The organism is Pseudomonas sp. GW823-FHT06B06, from assembly GCF_058795195.1.
Genome location: NZ_JBXAHO010000025.1, coordinates 41,978 through 60,916, shown reverse-complemented (window position 1 = coordinate 60,916; position 18,939 = coordinate 41,978). Strand labels below are relative to the sequence as shown.

The window sequence follows — 18,939 nt, the reverse complement described above, 5'->3', positions numbered from 1 at the left end:
GGCGAAAACGACAGAGGTGCCTATGCTCCCCTGTTGCGCGCTCCGTGACAAGCACGGACGGAGACCGCCTGGTCAAAAGCCCCCGGCCATCTCCTGGCAGAGCTGGGTGGCAAGCATGCCCAGGGTCATCAACGCACGTTCGGCTTCGCGGTTCCACGGGATGCCGCAGTTGAGCCGAATGCAGTGATTGAACTGCTCGGTGTTACTGAAAATCAGCCCCGGCGCGATACTGATGCCCTGCTGCAACGCTCGCACATGCAGCTCCTGGGTATTGACCCGCCCTGGCAGGCTCACCCACAAAATGAAACCGCCGGTTGGCCGGGTCATCTGCGTGCCTTCGGGGAAATACTGCTGCACCGCCAGTTGGAAAGCGCTGAGGTTCTTGCGGTACTCCTGGCGGATATAACGCAAATGGCGGTCGTAACCACCATTTTCCAGATAGGCGGCAATGCCCATCTGCGTGACGCTGCAGGCCGAATGGGTACTGAAGGTCTGCAAGCGCTGGATCTCCTGCTGGTACTTGCCGGCAATCATCCAGCCGATCCGCACCCCTGGCGACAGGGTCTTGGAGAAGCTCGAGCAATAAATCACCCGATCCAGCCGATCATAGGCCTTGAGCGATTTGGTGCGACCTTGCTCAAACATCAGCTCACCGTAGATATCGTCTTCGACTATCTGGATGTCAAAGTCCGACGCCAGGCGCAACAGCTGCTTCTGCCGCTCTTCAGGCATGGTGCCGCCCAACGGATTGCTCAAGCGCGTGGTCAGCACCAGCGCCTTGATCGACCATTGGTTGGCCGCCAATTGCAGCGCTTCAAGGCTCATGCCAGTGGACGGGTCGCTGGGGATTTCGATGACCTTGAGGCCCAGGAGATCGGCCAATTGCAACAAACCGTAGTAAGTCGGCGATTCGGCCGCGATCAGGTCACCGGGCCGGGTCAGCACCCGCAGGGACATCTGCAAGGCGTCGACGCAGCCGTGGGTGATCACCACCTCAGAAGGATCGACCACCACGCCGGCATCGCGCATGCGGATCGCCACCTGTCGACGCAAGGGCTCGAAACCGGGGCTGAACATGTAGCTGAAAGCCCGCGGGCTATGGAACCGGGTGACCTTGGCCAATTGCTGATGCAGGGCACGCACCGGCAAATAGTCGACGCTGGGCACCGCGGCACCCAGCGGGAAAACGCCTTCGCGGCGGGACTCGACCAACACTTGTTGAATGATGCTGCTGCGGGTCACCAGGCCTGGACGTTCGACACGGGCGATGTCCGGGGTCGGCGCAGTCAGCGCCGGGGTCTGGTGCACGTAATAACCGGACTGCGGCCGCGCGCGAATCAGCCCCTGGTCTTCAAGGTTGGCATACGCCTGCAACACCGTGGCATGGCTGACATTGAGCTGCGAACTCATCTTGCGCACCGAAGGCACGCGCTCTCCCGGTTGATAGACACCTCGGCGGATGTCTTCAGCCAGTTGCTGAGCAATACGTTGATAGAGCAAGAGGTTGGTCATGACGCAGCACTCGATTTCACGGGCATTTTATTCTTGTGTAAAACAATACCGGAACAGTTTAGAAGTGTACTGGGACAGTTGCCACAATAGTCGACAGTACAGTGCAGTGTCAGCAAAAACTGTACTGTTTTGTGCGCTAATCGGCAGGCGAAAAAAAACCCGGCGCTGTCTGCCAGGCCGGGCTTTGTAGGAACCGGCTTGCTGGCGATGGCAAAACCGCGGTGTTTCAGATGAATCGCAGTGATGGCATCGCCAGCAAGCCGGCTCCTACGGAGTGCGTGATTTCATTAGCGGGCAGCGCCGAGCTGGCCTTTTTCGTCGGAAAACACAATTTCCACCCGACGGTTCTGTGCCCGCCCCCGTTCGGAGGCGTTCGCGTCAACCGGATACTCGTCGCCATACCCTTCAACCAGGATGCGCTTGTCGTCGATGCCCAGGTCCATCAGCACATCCGCGACCGATTGGGCCCGGTCGCGGGACAGCTTGAGGTTTTCCTGCTTGCCGCCAGTACTGTCGGCGTAACCCTCGATGCGCACCACGCGCTTGGGGTTGAGTTGCAGGAACTGCACGATCTTCAGCACCACGCGGTTGGCCGAGTTTTTCAGCTCTGCTTCGCCGGTGTCGAACAGCACATCACCCAGGGTCATCACCAGGCCACGGTCGGTCTGGGTGGTGGCCAGGGCCAGGATCTGCTCTTCCAGCCATTTGCCCTGCTGCTGCACGCTGAGCAACTTGGATTCGCGCAAGGCCAGTTGCAGGCGCTGACGTTCCAGCTCGAGCTTGGCGGCGCGCTCTTCATTGAGCACCTGATTGGTGTGCTCCCGGGCGATCTCGCTGTAGCGCTGGCTCAGGTAAGCGTAATGCACCACATCCGAGCCGCTGCCCCAATAGGTGGACAAACGGTCGGCGCGGGCCAGGGACTCACCGGCGCGAATCACGTCCTTGGGGGCGATGCGCAGCACGTTGGAGTCTTCCTTGACCTTCTGGAAGTCGGCGCCCGCCTGTTGCAGCGCCGCTTCGCCTTGCTGGCCGGCGCAGCCGACAAGGCTGACGGTTCCTGCCAGGATCAAAGCGCCGAAAATGTTGGACTTGAGGCTCATTGGGCTGCTCCCAACTGCTTTTGCAGGCGGGCGATGCGGGTATTGAGCACGTTCAGCTGTTCTTCACTCTTGAGGGTCAGGACCCGGGCTTCGGCCAGGCGCGCGTCCAGCTCGGCCTGCTCGGCGCGCATCCGCGCATTCCTGAAAGACTGGTCAGCCATGCTGCCCTTGGCCCGGTTGTATTTGTCTTCGGCCAGTTTCATCTCCGGCACTTCATCGGCAGTGGCACCCACGGCACGGGCTTGCTCGACGGCCTGTGCGGTCAGGCGCATTTGTTCATTCGGCGCCGGATCGGCTGCACAACCCGCCAGAGCCAGAACGGCCAGGGCAGCGAAAAGAGGTCGAATACTCACTAAAAATCCCTACTGTTTTGGGGTACTGACAGGTTGCTTCTGCTGCGCATTCCAAAGCTCGATATTGCGTTGCAGCACGGCTTCCGTCAGTCCGGACGCGGGCAATTCTGTCATCTTTTTGGCCAACTGTCCGCGCAACCACGGATCGTTGCAGGCGGAGTTGTGGGAAAGCGCTAGAAACAGCCCGGGTTTGTCGACCGGCTGCACACGGGCGACCAGGTCATTGGCCATGCCCAGTGTCTGCGCCATGGCCATGCCGGAGTAGCGCCCTGCCAAGACAAACTCTACCTCCCCCAGGAGCAATTTCTGCAAGGCCTGGGTCAGGTTTGGCGTACGGGTGAGGGTCAATTGCTGCTCGGCGAAAGTGGCGAATTGCGAGGTCAATCGAGACTTTTCCGACAACGCCCCGGGATGACCGTGCAAGTCCTGGACGTCGTTGTAGACCAGCGACGAATCCTTGCGGGTCCACACCAGATAATCGTTTTCCAGCAGCGGCGGATGGATGTAGTCCAGGGATTCCAGCTCGCCAACTGTCAACGGCGCGTCCGCCAGCATGTCCATGCGCCCGCTGCGCACTTCGTCCAGTGCCTGGGAACGTTTGCCGGCGTAGAGCACCTGGACCTTGATGCCCAACTGCCCCGCTACCTGCTGCAACAAATCGGCACTGGCGCCAATCAAGTGCTTGGGATCCTGCGGGTCTTGCCACAGGTACGGTGGCGCATCCGGGCTGCCGGTGACCACCAGGCGTTCGCATTTGCCAGCGGCAATGGACAGTGCTGGCAATAGCGCCAGACCCAGAAAACTCCACGCGAGACGCAGATCCATAGCAGCACACTCCCGTTGAGACCGTTTATATCCCTGTAGGAGCGAGCCTGCTCCTACAGGTACAGAGGCAAAAAAAAGCCCGACCAAAGGGTCGGGCTCTTTATAAGTGAAGCAGCCGGATTAGACCAGCTTCTCCAACTCAGGGATGGCTTCGAACAGGTCCGCCACCAGGCCGTAATCGGCCACCTGGAAGATCGGCGCTTCTTCGTCCTTGTTGATCGCAACGATCACCTTGGAGTCTTTCATGCCGGCCAGGTGCTGGATCGCGCCGGAAATACCGACGGCGATGTACAGCTGTGGAGCAACGATCTTGCCGGTCTGACCGACCTGCATGTCGTTGGGTACGAAACCTGCGTCGACCGCAGCACGCGAAGCACCCACGGCTGCGCCCAGCTTGTCGGCCAGGGCGTACAGGTGCTTGAAGTTGTCGCCGTTCTGCATGCCGCGACCGCCGGAAACGACGATCTTGGCAGCGGTCAATTCCGGACGATCGGACTTGGCCAGCTCTTCGCCAACGAAGCTGGAGATGCCAGCGTCGTGGGCAGCGCCAACGGCCTCAACAGCTGCGGAACCGCCTTCAGCTGCAACCGGGTCGAAACCGGTGGCACGCACGGTGATCACTTTCACTGCAGCGTTCGATTGAACGGTAGCGATAGCGTTACCGGCGTAGATCGGACGCTTGAAGGTGTCAGCGCTTTCGACCGAGATGATCTCGGAGATCTGGTCAACGTCCAGTGCAGCGGCAACGCGCGGCAGGATGTTTTTGCCGTTGGAAGTAGCGGCAGCCAGGATGTGGCTGTAGCCCTTGCCCAACTCTGCAACCAGAGGCGCAACGTTTTCCGGCAACTGATGCGCGTAAGCGGCGTTGTCGGCCAGCAGCACTTTAGCCACGCCAGCGATTTTCGCAGCGGCTTCAGCCACGGCGCCAGCGCCCTGGCCGGCAACCAGCACGTGGATGTCACCGCCAATCTTGGCAGCGGCAGCAACGGTGTTCAGTGTGGCCGGGGCCACTACTTTGTTGTCGTGTTCAGCAATAACCAAGATAGTCATTTAGATTACCTTCGCTTCGTTTTTCAGTTTCTCGACCAATTCAGCCACCGACTTGACCTTGATACCCGCGCTGCGTGCAGCAGGCGCTTCGACTTTCACGGTCTTGTTGGTGGAGGCGGTGGAAACGCCCAAAGCGTCCGGAGTCAGCGTCTCGAGAGGCTTCTTCTTGGCTTTCATGATGTTTGGCAGGGACGCGTAGCGCGGCTCGTTCAAACGCAGGTCGGTGGTGACGATGGCCGGCAGCTTCAGGGAAACTGTCTGCGCGCCGCCGTCGATTTCACGGGTAACAGCTACGCTATCGCCGCTGATTTCGACTTTGGAGGCGAACGTGCCCTGACCGTAACCGCTCAGTGCCGCCAGCATCTGGCCAGTCTGGTTGTTGTCGCTGTCGATGGCTTGTTTGCCAAGGATCACCAGCTGAGGCTGTTCCTTGTCGACAACAGCTTTCAACAGTTTGGCAACGGCCAGGGAAGTCAGGTCTTCGGCGGACTCGACGAGGATGGCGCGGTCGGCACCCAGAGCCAGCGCGGTGCGCAGTTGCTCTTGAGCGGTGGACGGGCCTACGGAGACGACGACGATTTCAGTCGCAACACCCTTCTCTTTCAGGCGTACGGCTTCTTCCACGGCGATCTCGCAGAACGGGTTCATCGACATCTTGACGTTGGCAAGGTCGACGCCGGAATTGTCCGCCTTGACGCGAACTTTCACGTTGTAATCCACAACGCGTTTGACAGCTACAAGAACCTTCATGGATTCCTCGTTACTCTCCGGTGAAAAGAAAGTCGCCTAGGCGAACCTGGCGGATAATGCTCATCGGGCGCAAGGGCACCTCCAAAAACGCCGGCAAAAGTGTCAAGTGACCATCGTTCATGATGCTGATGACCGTTTGTCAGCAGTGACTGACGAGTCATTCAATATCGTGACGTGTAGACTGCGCATCAAACCCGCGCGGCGCATCACCTTCTACTGCCATCGCCCTGTCTTTAGAGGTGCTCTTGAAACCAACAGTCAGCCTACGGCGAGCGCAAAACCGCCCGTATCTTGACCGGAACACCTATTCCGGTCAATACGCCAAAATGGCCGTTCATAAGGCGGGTGACTTTGATTTCTCTGGCTTTGAGCCATTTCAAACAAACGTTTGTATTGGACGCTGAGAGTGGTGTAGATATAATGCGCCACCAAAGAGAAAGGTGGTTAATCGATTGTCCTCTCCCGGCGTTGCGCAGGGATTCATGGATGCGACACCCAACCTCCATATTAGAAAAAAAACTGTTGAGCCTTGAGTAGGAGATAACCTGTGGAACGCGAATACATGGAATTCGACGTGGTCATCGTCGGTGCCGGCCCCGCTGGTCTTTCCGCTGCCTGCCGATTGAAGCAGAAGGCCGCCGAAGCCGGTAAGGAAATCAGCGTCTGCGTGGTCGAAAAAGGCTCCGAAGTCGGTGCTCACATCTTGTCCGGTGCGGTATTCGAACCCCGCGCCCTGAACGAACTGTTCCCGAACTGGAAAGAACTCGGCGCGCCGCTGAACACGCCGGTCACCCGCGATGACATCTTCGTGCTGAAAAACGCCGAAAGCGCGCAAAAAATTCCAGACTTCTTTGTGCCCAAGACCATGCACAACGAAGGCAACTACATCATTTCCCTGGGCAACCTGTGCCGCTGGCTGGCCCAGCAGGCCGAGAACCTGGGCGTGGAGATCTACCCAGGCTTCGCCGCCCAGGAAGCGCTGTTCGACGAGAATGGCGTGGTCCGCGGGATTATCACCGGCGATCTGGGCGTTGACCGCGAAGGCAACCCAAAAGAAGGCCTGTACACCCCAGGCATGGAACTGCGCGGCAAGTACACGCTGTTCGCCGAAGGTTGCCGCGGCCACATCGGCAAGCAACTGATCAAGCGCTTCAACCTCGCCAGCGATGCCGACGCCCAGCACTACGGCATCGGCCTGAAGGAAATCTGGGAAGTCGACCCGGCCAAGCACCAGCCAGGCCTGGTGGTGCACACCGCCGGTTGGCCGATGGACATCATGGGCACCGAGAACACCGGTGGCTCGTTCCTCTACCACCTGGAAAACAATCAGGTGGTCGTGGGCCTGATCGTCGACCTGTCGTACAGCAACACCTACCTGTCGCCGTTCGACGAGTTCCAGCGCCTCAAGCATCACCCGGTGCTCAAGCAGTACCTGGAAGGCGGCAAGCGCGTCAGCTACGGCGCCCGCGCCATCTGCAAGGGTGGCCTGAACTCGCTGCCGAAGATGGTCTTCAAGGGCGGCGCGCTGATCGGCTGCGACCTCGGCACCCTGAACTTCGCCAAGATCAAGGGCAGCCACACCGCGATGAAGTCCGGCATGCTGGCGGCTGACGCCGTGGCCGATCGCCTGTTCGCCGAGTCCGAAGGTGGCGATGAACTGACCAATTACGTCGAAAGCTTCAAGAACAGCTGGCTGTACGAAGAACTGTTCGCGAGCCGCAACTTCGGCCCGGCGATCCACAAGTTCGGCGCCATCGTCGGCGGTGGTTTCAACTGGCTGGACCAGAACATCTTCGGCGGCAAACTGCCGTTCACCCTGCACGACACCAAGCCGGATTACGCGTGCCTCAAACTGGCGGCCGACTGCAAGAAGATCGACTACCCGAAACCGGACGGCAAGATCAGCTTCGACAAACTGAGCTCGGTGTTCATTTCCGGGACCAACCATGAAGAAGAGCAACCTTGCCACCTGAAACTGGCCGACGCGAGCATCCCGATCAGCAAGAACTTGCCGCTTTACGACGAACCGGCCCAGCGTTACTGCCCGGCCGGCGTGTATGAAGTGGTGACCAAGGAAGACGGTGAGAAGCGCTTCCAGATCAACGCCCAGAACTGCGTTCACTGCAAGACCTGCGACATCAAGGACCCTGCACAGAACATCACCTGGGTGACACCGGAAGGTGCTGGCGGCCCGACTTACCCGAACATGTAAGCCGAACCACTGAACATCAAGGCTCCCGAATGGGGGCCTTTTTGTTGCCTGCAATTTAGGCAACACCATTAAACCAATGTGGGAGCGAGCCTGCTCGCGAAAGCAGTGTGTCAGTCGATACCCATATCGAATGATAAATCGCTTTCGCGAGCAGGCTCGCTCCCACAAGGATTACCGCATACCGTCAGATTTTGGCGCCCAGTTCCGCCGACAGCCGGGCCGTAACCCCTTTGATCAAAGGAATCAGCTCGGCCATTTTTTCCAGCGGCATGTACGGCACGGTACTGGCGATGCTGATGCCGGCGACGATGCGTTTGCTGGCATCGCGGATCGGTGCCGCCACGCAGCGGATCGACGGTTCGTTGTCTTCCAGGTCGAAGGCATAACCGCCGGCCACGTACTCGATCATGCGCTGCTGGAACTGTTCCCACGACTGTTCGGGGTGCTGCGGCCAGAACTGGTTTTTCCCACCCACCGGCAGGCTGATTTCGTACAAGCGCTGCCACTCTTGCGGCGAGTCATCGAGCATCAATGCCTTGCCGATTCCCGTACGCGCCAAGGGCATGCGATGGCCGACCCGCGAGCGCATCTCCGGACCGTTGCGCCCCGGGTTCTTGTGCAGGTACAGCACCTCATCGCCTTCGCGGATAGCCAGGTGAATGGTATCGCCGGTCAACGCCGACAGCTCATCCAGATATGACCCGGCCAGGGCCACCAGCGGCAACTCCTCACGCGCCTGAAAACCCAGTTCGATCAACTTGGGCCCCAACAGGTAACCGACCTGCGGCACCACCCGCAGATATCGCTCGTCCACCAGGCAACTGGCCAGGCGATGGGTGGTGCTGCGCGTGGTGCCGATCAACCGGGCGATTTCCTTGAGATCGCGGGCGCCACTGGCCACGGCCTGAACCACACCCAACCCGCGAAGCAGGGTCTGGGTGCCAGTCGGTGCGGCGTCCTTGGCGATTTTTGGGGCGTCTTCCTGCATATCCAGCCTTTACCGTTGAGCGAGTGAACGGGCGGCATTATGGTCGCCCGCGGGTCCCGACTACAACTTGATACGCTCGACCTTGCCCACCAGCAAGATGTAGGAAAGTGCACCGATCAACGCCAGGACCGAGATATAGGTAATGGCCGGGGCAAAGGAATCACCGCTGGCAAGGAAGCCGATGACGATCGGCGTGGCGATGGCCGACAGGTTGCCGATGAAGTTGAATACCCCACCGGTCAGCCCAAGCAGTCGCGCCGGAGCCAGGGTCGACACCAGCGACCAGGTGATCGAAGCCAGGCCGTTGCCGAAAAACGCCAGCGCGAGGAAGGCAATTACCAGCGGCGTCGACTCAACGAAGTTGGCGCCAATGATCGAAGTGGAAATCAGCAGGCCACTGATGATCGGCAACTTGCGGGCGAAGCCCACGGAGTAACCACGACGAATCAGAAAGTCCGAGAAGAAACCGGAGCACAGCACGCCGACGAACGCCGCGAGAAACGGCAGCGATGCCAGCAGTCCGGACTTGATGAAATCCATGCCGCGGTATTTCACCAGGTAGGTCGGGAACCACGTCAGGAAAAACCACAGGGTCGAGTTGAGGCAGAATTGGCCGAGGTAAATGCCCCAAAGTTTGCGCTTGGTGAGGACAATTCCCAGGTCGGTCCAGCTGAATTTGGCTTTGACCCTGGCTTGTTCGGCCTGGATGTCCACCAGCCCGCCGCCTTCGCGGATCAAGTCGATTTCGGCGTCGTTGGCGCCTTTGAAATCCCGGGGCTCGCGATACACCGCGTACCAGATCACCGCCCAGAGAATGCCCACTGCGCCGGTGGCCACGAACACCATGTGCCAGCCGAATTCATGCTGCAGCCAGGCCAATACCGGCGTCAGGAAAGCCAGGCCGACGAACTGTCCAGACGTGTAGAAACCGATGGCCGTGGCACGCTCACGCTCCGGGAACCAGGTGGTAACCACGCGACTGTTGATCGGATAGGCCGGCGCTTCCAGGGCACCGACCGCCATGCGCAATACGAACAGGGCGATGAAGCTGCCCGCGAAACCGAGCATGACCGTGGCAATCGACCATAACAGGAGTGCAGCGGTATACAGAATGCGCGGCGGCACCCGGTCCACCAGCCAGCCACCGGGAATCTGCATGGCGGCGTAGGTCCAGCCGAAGGCCGAGAAGATCAGGCCGACGTGTATTGGATCGATGCCCAGGTCGCTGGTCAGCGCTGGCGCAGCGATCGACAGGTTGCTGCGGTCCAGGTAGTTGATCACCACGGTGATGAACAACAGGACCATGATGAAAAAACGCTTGCGGCTGGGCGCCGCCAACGACGCCTGCCCGGTGAGGGTTTGCGGTTGCATGGGGAGTGCCTCTTTTTATGTTTATTGAGGTCGTGATCGTTCCCACGCTCTGCGTGGGAATGCAGCCAGGGACGCTCTGCGTCCCAAAAGCGGACGCAGAGCGTCCAGTGAGGTATTCCCACGCAGAGTGTGGGAACAATCACCGCGCAGGCATTACCACTCGGCAAAACTGCCGTCGGCATGGCGCCAGATCGGGTTGCGCCAGCGGTGGCCGACGGCGGCGCGTTCGATCACATATTCTTCGTTGATCTCGATGCCCAGGCCCGGGCCGTTCGGGATTTTCACGAAGCCTTGGTCGTAGTCGAACACCCGTGGATCCTTCACATAGTCGAGCAGGTCGTTGCTCTCGTTGTAATGGATGCCCAGGCTCTGCTCCTGGATGAACGCGTTGTAGCAGACAGCGTCCAGTTGCAGGCACGCCGCCAGGGCAATCGGACCCAGCGGGCAATGCAGCGCCAACGCCACGTCGTAGGCTTCGGCCATATTGGCGATCTTGCGGGTTTCGGTGATGCCGCCCGCATGTGAAGCATCCGGCTGGATGATGTCGACGTAGCCCTCGCTGAGCACGCGCTTGAAATCCCAGCGCGAGAACAGCCGCTCACCCAGGGCAATCGGCGTGCTGGTCAGCGGTGCCAGCTCCTTAAGCGCTTCGTAGTTTTCGCTGAGCACCGGTTCTTCGATGAACATCAGCTTGTACGGATCGAGTTCCTTCATCAGCACCTTGGCCATGGGCTTGTGCACCCGGCCATGGAAGTCGACGCCAATGCCGACGTTCGGCCCGACCGCATCACGCACGGCAGCGACGTTGGCCAGGGCCAGGTCGACTTTGTCGAAGGTATCGAGGAACTGCAGCTCTTCGGTGCCATTCATTTTCACTGCGGTGAAACCCCGACTGACCGCTTCTTTCGCCGCTCGCGCAGTGTCTGCCGGGCGGTCGCCGCCGATCCACGAATACACGCGGATCTTGTCCCGCACCTGTCCACCCAGCAGGTCACTGACCGACACACCCAGCGCCTTGCCCTTGATGTCCCACAACGCCTGGTCGATGCCGGCCAGGGCACTCATGTGGATGGCGCCGCCACGGTAAAAGCCACCGCGGTACAGCACGGTCCAGATGTCTTCGATATTGCGTGGGTCTTTGCCGATCAGGTAGTCGGACAATTCTTCAACGGCAGCCGCGACAGTGTGAGCGCGGCCTTCGACTACGGGCTCGCCCCAGCCGGTCACGCCTTCGTCGGTCTCGACCTTGAGGAAGCACCAGCGTGGCGGAACGATGAAGGTGGTCAGTTTGGTGATTTTCATCTGTCGGTCTCTCTTGTTAGATCCAGCGCTCGCAGCGCCAAAAAAGTCTTAGCGAAGGGCTTTCCAGGCAGCCACGTAGGCCTTGGCATTGGCCGCCACTTGCTCAGGGGTCATGCCCGGCTTGAACAACCCGGACCCGAGGCCGAAGCCTTTGACGCCCGCGTCGATAAACACCTGCATGTTGTCCGGGGTAATGCCACCGACGGGCGCCAGGATCGTTCCCGCCGGCAGCACCGCGAGCCAGGCCTTGACGACCGCCGGGCCCATTTGCTCGGCCGGGAACATCTTCAGCACATCAGCGCCCTCGGCCAGTGCCGCGAAGGCCTCGGTCGGGGTGGCGACACCGGGCGACAGATAAAGGCCAGCCGCTTTCGCCGCGCGCAAAACCTTCGGATCGCTGTGGGGCATGACGATCACCTGGCCGCCGGCCGCTTTCACTTGCTCGACCTGTTGCGGCGTCAGCACCGTGCCCGCGCCAATCAGGCAATCGGCGGGCAACGTACTGCGCAGGATGCGAATGCTTTCATACGGCTCCGGGGAGTTGAGCGGCACTTCGATGACGCGAAATCCGGCTTCATACAGGACTTCGCCGATAGCAGCGGCTTCTTGCGGGCGCAGGCCACGCAGGATCGCGATCAGCCCGTTTTGCGCCAGTGCGTGTTTGAGCATGTCAGGACTCCAGTCAGGGTTAACGATGTGGCGTGGGCGAGATCAGGCCGGCAGCCAGTGCCAGCTGCCACAACCCGCGTTCGGTGGCCTGTTCGGCCAACGTCACCCGCGCAAAACCGCAGGCATCGAGCGCGCGGCTGTAGCGGCTGCACAGTTGGGAATTGCCAATCAGGATGATCGAAGGCAGGTGCACGCTGTTGCGTCGACGCCGTTGCACGCAGGCCAGGGCCGACAGTTCATGGCCGATCAACAGGCCGGACAAGTAATCCGCTTGCGCCGTGGCGCTGAGCTCGCCGGTCAGGCCGAGGCTGCGGGCGCTGAACAAGGTCGACAAGGGGCCTATTTCGCCGTCTGTCGACAACGCCACCTGTACGCCGCGATCGAACGCATCGCCATCGAATGACGCGCCGCGCTGCTGGGTACGCCCCAGAATGCTGTGTTCGCTGAGCACGGCGAAGACTTCACCGGTCATGAAGGTATCGAAATGCACGATGCAGCCGTCGACCACTTCCACCCATTTCGAATGGCTGCCCGGCAGGCCGATCAGTAGATCGGCGCCCGCCTCGCCTGCGATGTTCTGCAGTACGCCGAGCACTTGGGTTTCTTCGCCGCGCATCACGTTCGGCAAGTGCGAACGCTGGATCACCCCCGGCACGATGTGTACATCGACACCGCGAAGACTGCGAACGGTTTGCAGGGAAGTGCCGAGATTGGCGACGTTCGCCGGCGTGTCGCGATAAGCCGCCTCGCGCCAGCCCTGGGCGCTGCCCACCATGCCGCAGGCGATCACTGGCAAGTCGGGCTGTTCGTCGAGCCAATCGCCACAGGCCTGGTCAAAAGCCAGTTCAAAACCATCGACGCACTCTCGGCCGTTGATCATTCGCGCAGCCTTGGGCAACTGCATGATCCCCGACGACAGCGAGCGCTGTTCGAGCACCTGGCCGCCCGCGGCAAGTTTGTAGGCACGTAATGAGGTTGTCCCCCAATCGAGCGCGATTAATTGCGCCTGCATCGCTTCACCTGTTCTGTTTTTGGCAGTGAGTGAGGCGGACTATAAACCTTGGTGCCGCAAAATCTCAATATATAAATATCAATCCCATATATTGAGACAAGACAAAAAAAGATCGCAGCCTTCGGCAGCTACAGAATCGGGTTTACACGCGATTCATGGCGCTGCCGAAGGCTGCGATCTTTTAAACGGTATCAATTACCCTCGGCAAAATCCCGCAAGACGGCCCCGTCCATGCGGTAGCGCACCCACTCTTCCTGCGGCTGCGCGCCTAGGGATTTGTAGAAGTCGATAGCCGGGGTGTTCCACTCCAGCACGCTCCATTCGAAGCGCCCACAGTCGTTGGCACAGGCGATTTTCGCCAGGTGACGCAACAAGGTTTTACCCGCACCGCCACCGCGCTGTTCAGGTGTGATGTACAAATCTTCGAGGTACAGGCAGTTGCTGCCCAGCCACGTGGAGTAGCTGAAAAAAAACACCGCAAAACCGATGGGCACACCCTCGCGCAGGCAGATCAGGCCATGGGCCGTCGCCCCTTCACTGAACAGGCTGCGTTCGATGTCGGCGACACTGGCGATGACTTCATGGCGAGCACGTTCGTAGTCGGCCAGTTCAGTGATGAACGCGAGGATTTGCGGCGCGTCACTGGGGGTTGCCGGGCGGATTTCGATCGTCATGGACGTGCCTTGTCAGAAGTTGAAAACGCCATACTAAGGCGCCGCGAGAATTGTGGCGAGGGAGCAGGCTCCCTCGACCCCCATGCACCTTACTCCGGTCCACGCTAACCCTGGCATCGCGAACCTGAGACCTAACATGAACGCCTTGCATGATAGATAGATGACCTGCGTATTTATCGGGTCAAGGAACCGCGACATGTCCACTGCCACACCCCCAGTCTCCAGCAAATTGTTCGGCCTCTTTTGCCTGGCCAGTTACCTGCTCTCGCTGTCCTACGGTTCGACCTTTTTGCTGTCGCTGCTGATCGGCTCGCGCGGCGGCAACGAACACGACGCCGGCAGTGTAATTTCGGCGGCGATGCTGAGCACCTTTGCTGCGGTGATTGCGTCCGGTCACTTGTCCGACCTGCTCGGTGCCGCACGTTCGGTCGCGCTGTTCGGCCTATTGCTGGTAGTGGCCAGCCTGGGCTTCGCCTTGACGCCGGGCTTGGGCCATCTCCTGCTGTTTTTCGGGCTATTGCTGGGGTTGGGTTGGGGGGTGTTCTACACCCTCGGGCCGATCATTGTCGCGAGCCTGGTCACTCCCGTGCAACGGGCCAAATACTTCGCACTGCTGTCGGGCAGCATGATGACCGGGATCGGCAGCGGGCCCTTGCTGGGTCGCGTCGCAAGCGCCCTCGGCTTCCCGGTGACAGCCGCGTTTTATCTCGCTGCACTGGCCAGCCTGATCGGGGTTTTGCTGTTCTGGCAGCTCGATCGGCATCTGAAAAATGCATCGCTGGAATCGACGGCGGTTTCGCGGATTTCCTGGCGTGCAACGGCCCAGGTGCTGTCCTCCAGAGCGGTGTTTCCAATCATCATGGTCGGCCTCGGCGGTTGCGTTTTCGGTGGCCTGTCGAGTTTCCAGACCAGCTACGCAGCGGCGCGCTCGCTCGACTATTCGCTGTTCTTCCTGGGCTTCATGGGCGCGGCGATCAGCAGCCGCATGCTGATCGCAGGTTTCGTGGTCAAGCGTGATCCGTTGCGCGCTTCCTGCCTGCTGTCAGGCCTGATGCTGGGCTCGATCCTGCTGTTCGGCTTCGTGGTCGATGATGGCTTGAGCTACGTGGTCGCGGCGGCCATGCTCGGGGTCGGCTACGGGCTGACTTACTCGGTGATCAATGGCCTCGCCGCCAATGAAGCGCCGACCGGGACCACTGCGCAATCCTTGCTTTTGTTCAGCCTGTCGTACTTCATCGGCGTGTTCGGCTTTCCGTTGCTCGCCGGGAAAATCATCGTCGAACAAGGCATGGCCATCCTGCTACTTACCGTCATCGCGATCGCCCTGCTCAATTGGCTGATCACCCTGGGCCGATTGATCTGGCGTCACGTCTGCTCAACCCAGGCGATGCAACGAGTCTAGACCGTTCGTCGCTGATCAGGCACCAATTCAAAACGGGGGCGGACCAACATCAGGTAAGGACTCTTAATCAATGGAGACACCGCGCCATGCTCCCGACCAGGTTGACCGCCCTCGCCCTCGCTGTCCTGATGTCCCCGCTTGTCATCGCTGCCACGACCGCGTCCGGCACCGGCCCGACCAACCCGGTCGAAACACGCAGAGTTCCCGCCCTCCAGAGCGCCCCCGTGATCAACATCAACGGCACGGGCGTCGACAGCAACTTGCCGCCGTCGACCGGCACCGATCCGCGGATCCAGGGCAACGATGCAGGCCGCCAGGGCGGCCTGAACCTGCCCGATACCAAGACGCCCGATAAAGCCAGCCCCGGCATAGGTTCTACCACCACCGAAAGCCCGGGCTCAATAGGTGGCGCAAGCCAGTAGCTCGCCACTCTACCGACTCATCACAACGAAGAGGTAACCATGAACGCCGATAAAAACCTGGAAAAAGAAGTCCTGACCCGCCTGCTGCACGCCCACCCCAGCGGTCTGGGCAAGGAGGTGCTGGACAATTACCGTGGGGAGAAAGTCGTGGCCAGTACCCTCGCTGCACTGCAGGAGCGTGGACTGATCCAGCACGGCAACGTGCAATGCAACGAAGCCGGCGAACACTCGCTGAACCTGCCGATCAAACTCAGCGCTGCCGGCGTTGAAGCGGCACGCAAGCTGGATGTTTGAACCCACCAAGAAGCCAGGAGAAATCCCATGCCTCGTGGAAGCAAAGACAAATACACCGCCGAGCAGAAACGCAAGGCTGAACATATCGAAGACAGTTACGAGCGCAAAGGCGTGTCTAAGGACGAAGCCGAAGCGCGTGCCTGGGCGACCGTGAACAAACAGTCCGGCGGTGGTGAGCGTGCCGGTGGTTCAGGGCGCAAGAAGCCGGCCCGCGCCAAAGCGCAAGATCGAGAGGAATCGTCGCGACGTGCGGTGCTCAGCCGTGAAGGTCATTCGCGCAACAGCAAGGCTTCGCGCGAGGTGCAGACCGTCGAAAGCCTGATGAAAGAAGCCCGGGCGAAGAATATTCCGGGCCGGTCCAGCATGCGCAAGCAGGAGTTGATCGAGGCGTTGCGCAAGGCTGGCTGATATATGTTGAATTCCAGGGCCTCTTCGCGAACAAGCCCGCTCCCACATTTGATCGCGTTTCTTCAGGTAGAATCCGGTCGAAATGTGGTAGCGAGCCTGCTCGCGAAGGCGTTCCGACGAAAGCGGTAGATCAGGCGCCGATACTCTTGCGGATCAACTCATCCACCTCAGCAGCCCCAGGCGAAGTCGCCGGCCCCCACCGGGTCACCGACAGCGCCGCGGCCGCATTGGCCCGTTGCGCGGCATCAAGCGCAGACAACCCCTGCGCCAACCCCGCCACGAACACCCCGGCATGGGCATCGCCGGCGCCATTGCTGTCTACCGCCTGCACCTTGAAGCCTGGTACATGTCGACGTTCGCCCGGCTGCTGAATCCAGCATCCTTGCGGCCCGTCGCGAACGACCATGAGCACATCGCGCGGCAAATATTCGACCAGACGATCCAACGCCTGGTCGATTTTCGTCGCGCCTGTAATCTTCAACGCTTCGGCGCTGTTACTGGTCCACACGTCGATGCGCGCCAGCAACGCCTGCATCAGCGGCGCATCCGGGGAATCCACCAACGGCCCCGGATCGAACACCACATTGATCCCGTTCGGCAACGCCAGCACCCAATCCACCAGCGCCCGCGCCTTCCCCGCCTGCAGGAGGCTGTAGCCGCTGACATAGACATAATCGCCCGCCTCGACCGGCACGCTGCCCAGGTCTTGCGCAGTCAATTCGCCTTCGGCACCGATGTAGGAAACGAAACTGCGTTCGGCCGAGGCGTCGGTGATGGCGACGCATAACCCGGTATCGCGCTCGGCGCGCTCAGCAATGCCGATCCGGATGCCTTCGGCGTTCATTGCTTCACGCGCCAGGTCGCCGAATCGCCCGGTGCCGTGGCGACCGAGGTAGACCACCGAAAGACCATTGCGCTGGGCGGCTGCCATCACATTAAAACCGCCGCCAGCCTGGAAACTCGCGGACTGCGCCAATACATCGCCCCCCGCTTGCGGCAGTTTATCCACGGCCATCACCAGGTCGATGATGACCTGGCCGGTGTGCAGCAACTTAGGCATGAGCATTCTCGATCAACGCGGCCCGACGATCCTTCGCCCCGCCAAGTACCCGATAAATGCCACCGGCGACCACGAAGGTCACGATCCAGCCGAGACCGTTATGCCCCAGCCACGAGTCGGACAGGAAGCCTTTGAACCAGACGTTTTCTGCCGTGGTGCCGATGGTGGTGAAACTGAAACCGAGCACGATCGCCACCGCCCAGGCACCGAACGCGCGCCACTCGACGCCGCCGTGATACCAGTAGGCACTAAGCGGGCTGACGTCCAGCAGGTCCTTGGGGCTGTAATAGTGACGATGAATCAGATCGACCACGAAGATCCCTACCCATGCCGTGATCGGCACCGCCAACAGGGAAATGAAGGTGATGAACGGGCCGTAGAAACTGTCGGCGATCAACATGAAGTAAATCGAACCGGCGAAAATCGCCACGATGTCTACCACCACGGCGTAGACGCGCTTGACTTTAAGACCGAGGGTCAGCGTGGTCAGGCCGGCGGAGTACACCGACAGGTTGTTCGACAGCAGCAGGCCACCGAACGCGGTGATCAGGTAGGGCACGGCCATCCAGGTCGGCAGCATGTCGCGGATGGCGATGATCGGGTCGGCGGCCTGGGCCAGGTCGTTGTTGCCCACCGACAACAGGCCTCCGAGGGTGATCAACAGCACCAGTGGAATGCCCGCGCCGAACGCCGCTGACGCCACCAGGCGCACGGCCTTCACGCTGCGGTGCTGGTAGCGCGACATGTCCGCGCCAGCGTTGGCCCAGCCGATCCCGGTGCCGGCCGCCATGGTGCCGATACCGATGATCATCGCGCTCATCGGTGCCGGTGTGGCGTTGAACACCGCGCTCCAGTCGATGGTGGCGCAAAGAAAGCCGCCGACCAGGATATTCAGTGCCCCGAACACGTAGGTCGCCCACTTCTGGATCACCAGCAATGTGGCGTGACCGAGGCCGGAAACCGACAAGGTCAGCAGCACGAAAATCGCGATGAACACAAGGGTCAGCAGTGGCGCGCTTTTGGCCTCTACCGGCGAACCAAAAAGGATCGAGCACAGCGACAGCAGAACGAACGCGGCAGTGGTGGTATTGACGGTTTCCCAGCCCAGGCGCGACATCAGCGATACCAGGGTCGGGCCGATATTGCCGCGCACGCCGAAGATGGCGCGGGACAGTGTCAGGCTTGGCGCGCGGCCACGACGACCGGCGATGGATATGATCCCGACCACCGCGAAGGAACCGGCGGCACCGAGGATCGCGACGATGACTGCCTGCCAGATCGCCAACCCGCGAAACGCCACGAGGGTCGCGCCCAGCGGCAGGCCGAGAATGGAAATGTTGGCAGCGAACCAGACCCAGAACAGCTGCAGCGGATGGCCATTGCACTCGGCCTCCGGCACCGGTTCGATGCCGCGGGTTTCCAGTTGCCCGGCGTTCGATGAACTCATGAAAAATGCTCCTGTTGCCATTTTTGTGGTTGTGGGCAATTCAGATATTGGGTGGCCCGCGACAATCCCCTGTAGGAGCTGCCGCAGG

The 18,939-nt window shown here is 60.5% G+C and carries 19 protein-coding genes; 5 read left to right on the top strand and 14 right to left on the bottom strand.

The annotated features are described in order from the left end of the window. Window positions 1–72 precede the first annotated feature (72 nt). The 6 genes from AC1Q8Q_RS21610 to AC1Q8Q_RS21585 form a co-directional block, all read right to left on the bottom strand. Window positions 73–1,512: an aminotransferase-like domain-containing protein gene (locus AC1Q8Q_RS21610; RefSeq protein ID WP_020799971.1), complete on the bottom strand. Its 1,440-nt coding sequence runs from the start codon at window positions 1,510–1,512 to the stop codon at window positions 73–75. 287 nt (window positions 1,513–1,799) lie between these two features. Beyond that, on the bottom strand, window positions 1,800–2,612 hold the full coding sequence (locus tag AC1Q8Q_RS21605; RefSeq protein WP_020799970.1) for an OmpA family protein: 813 nt from the start codon (window positions 2,610–2,612) through the stop codon (window positions 1,800–1,802). Then, the gene (locus AC1Q8Q_RS21600) at window positions 2,609–2,965 is read right to left on the bottom strand and encodes a DUF4398 domain-containing protein (protein ID WP_008060823.1); all 357 of its coding nucleotides are present in this window, start codon (window positions 2,963–2,965) and stop codon (window positions 2,609–2,611) included. Before AC1Q8Q_RS21600 ends, AC1Q8Q_RS21605 begins: the two co-directional genes overlap by 4 nt. Window positions 2,966–2,974: 9 nt before the next feature. Next, a complete protein-coding gene (locus AC1Q8Q_RS21595; protein WP_020799968.1) occupies window positions 2,975–3,790 on the bottom strand; it encodes a substrate-binding periplasmic protein in 816 nt (271 codons plus the stop codon). Window positions 3,791–3,910: 120 nt separating this feature from the next. Then, window positions 3,911–4,840 (bottom strand): electron transfer flavoprotein subunit alpha/FixB family protein, encoded by a 930-nt coding sequence (locus tag AC1Q8Q_RS21590; protein WP_020799967.1) that lies wholly within the window; start codon window positions 4,838–4,840, stop codon window positions 3,911–3,913. Further along, window positions 4,841–5,590 (bottom strand): electron transfer flavoprotein subunit beta/FixA family protein, encoded by a 750-nt coding sequence (locus AC1Q8Q_RS21585; RefSeq protein WP_008017740.1) that lies wholly within the window; start codon window positions 5,588–5,590, stop codon window positions 4,841–4,843. Between the two features lie 547 nt (window positions 5,591–6,137). Here AC1Q8Q_RS21585 and AC1Q8Q_RS21580 point away from each other — a divergent pair. Continuing rightward, window positions 6,138–7,802 (top strand): electron transfer flavoprotein-ubiquinone oxidoreductase, encoded by a 1,665-nt coding sequence (locus AC1Q8Q_RS21580; RefSeq protein ID WP_020799964.1) that lies wholly within the window; start codon window positions 6,138–6,140, stop codon window positions 7,800–7,802. 184 nt (window positions 7,803–7,986) lie between these two features. Here the strand turns inward: AC1Q8Q_RS21580 and AC1Q8Q_RS21575 are convergent, their stop codons facing one another. From AC1Q8Q_RS21575 to AC1Q8Q_RS21550, 6 genes are all read right to left on the bottom strand, one after another. Continuing rightward, entirely contained in the window at window positions 7,987–8,790 is an 804-nt protein-coding gene (locus AC1Q8Q_RS21575) for an IclR family transcriptional regulator (protein WP_020799963.1), read from the bottom strand. A 60-nt stretch (window positions 8,791–8,850) separates the two neighbouring features. Next, a complete protein-coding gene (locus tag AC1Q8Q_RS21570) occupies window positions 8,851–10,161 on the bottom strand; it encodes an MFS transporter (RefSeq protein ID WP_020799962.1) in 1,311 nt (436 codons plus the stop codon). A gap of 153 nt (window positions 10,162–10,314) precedes the next feature. Then, on the bottom strand, window positions 10,315–11,463 hold the full coding sequence (dgoD, locus tag AC1Q8Q_RS21565; RefSeq protein ID WP_020799961.1) for a galactonate dehydratase: 1,149 nt from the start codon (window positions 11,461–11,463) through the stop codon (window positions 10,315–10,317). A 48-nt stretch (window positions 11,464–11,511) separates the two neighbouring features. Further along, window positions 11,512–12,132: a 2-dehydro-3-deoxy-6-phosphogalactonate aldolase gene (locus AC1Q8Q_RS21560; protein ID WP_020799960.1), complete on the bottom strand. Its 621-nt coding sequence runs from the start codon at window positions 12,130–12,132 to the stop codon at window positions 11,512–11,514. 19 nt (window positions 12,133–12,151) lie between these two features. Next, complete coding sequence (locus AC1Q8Q_RS21555) at window positions 12,152–13,144, bottom strand: 2-dehydro-3-deoxygalactonokinase (protein WP_168758790.1); 993 nt, start codon at window positions 13,142–13,144, stop codon at window positions 12,152–12,154. Window positions 13,145–13,335: 191 nt separating this feature from the next. After that, complete coding sequence (locus AC1Q8Q_RS21550) at window positions 13,336–13,818, bottom strand: GNAT family N-acetyltransferase (RefSeq protein WP_008065853.1); 483 nt, start codon at window positions 13,816–13,818, stop codon at window positions 13,336–13,338. Between the two features lie 196 nt (window positions 13,819–14,014). On the opposite strand from AC1Q8Q_RS21550, the gene AC1Q8Q_RS21545 reads away from it, so the two are divergent. The 4 genes from AC1Q8Q_RS21545 to AC1Q8Q_RS21530 all read left to right on the top strand — a co-directional run bounded on the left by AC1Q8Q_RS21545 (window position 14,015) and on the right by AC1Q8Q_RS21530 (window position 16,344). Then, window positions 14,015–15,220 (top strand): MFS transporter, encoded by a 1,206-nt coding sequence (locus AC1Q8Q_RS21545; protein WP_492615471.1) that lies wholly within the window; start codon window positions 14,015–14,017, stop codon window positions 15,218–15,220. 86 nt (window positions 15,221–15,306) lie between these two features. After that, window positions 15,307–15,642, top strand: coding sequence for a hypothetical protein (locus tag AC1Q8Q_RS21540; RefSeq protein WP_492615470.1), 336 nt, complete (start codon window positions 15,307–15,309; stop codon window positions 15,640–15,642). A gap of 39 nt (window positions 15,643–15,681) precedes the next feature. After that, window positions 15,682–15,936, top strand: a complete 255-nt coding sequence (locus tag AC1Q8Q_RS21535; protein ID WP_020799956.1) for a hypothetical protein — start codon at window positions 15,682–15,684, stop codon at window positions 15,934–15,936. 27 nt (window positions 15,937–15,963) lie between these two features. Beyond that, window positions 15,964–16,344, top strand: a complete 381-nt coding sequence (locus AC1Q8Q_RS21530; RefSeq protein WP_033044174.1) for a Rho termination factor N-terminal domain-containing protein — start codon at window positions 15,964–15,966, stop codon at window positions 16,342–16,344. Between the two features lie 130 nt (window positions 16,345–16,474). Here AC1Q8Q_RS21530 and AC1Q8Q_RS21525 read toward each other — a convergent pair whose 3' ends face one another. Both AC1Q8Q_RS21525 and AC1Q8Q_RS21520 read right to left on the bottom strand, forming a co-directional pair. Beyond that, window positions 16,475–17,404 (bottom strand): PfkB family carbohydrate kinase, encoded by a 930-nt coding sequence (locus AC1Q8Q_RS21525; protein ID WP_020799954.1) that lies wholly within the window; start codon window positions 17,402–17,404, stop codon window positions 16,475–16,477. Further along, a complete protein-coding gene (locus AC1Q8Q_RS21520) occupies window positions 17,397–18,851 on the bottom strand; it encodes a purine-cytosine permease family protein (protein WP_168758791.1) in 1,455 nt (484 codons plus the stop codon). Before AC1Q8Q_RS21520 ends, AC1Q8Q_RS21525 begins: the two co-directional genes overlap by 8 nt. Between the last annotated feature and the right edge of the window lie 88 nt (window positions 18,852–18,939).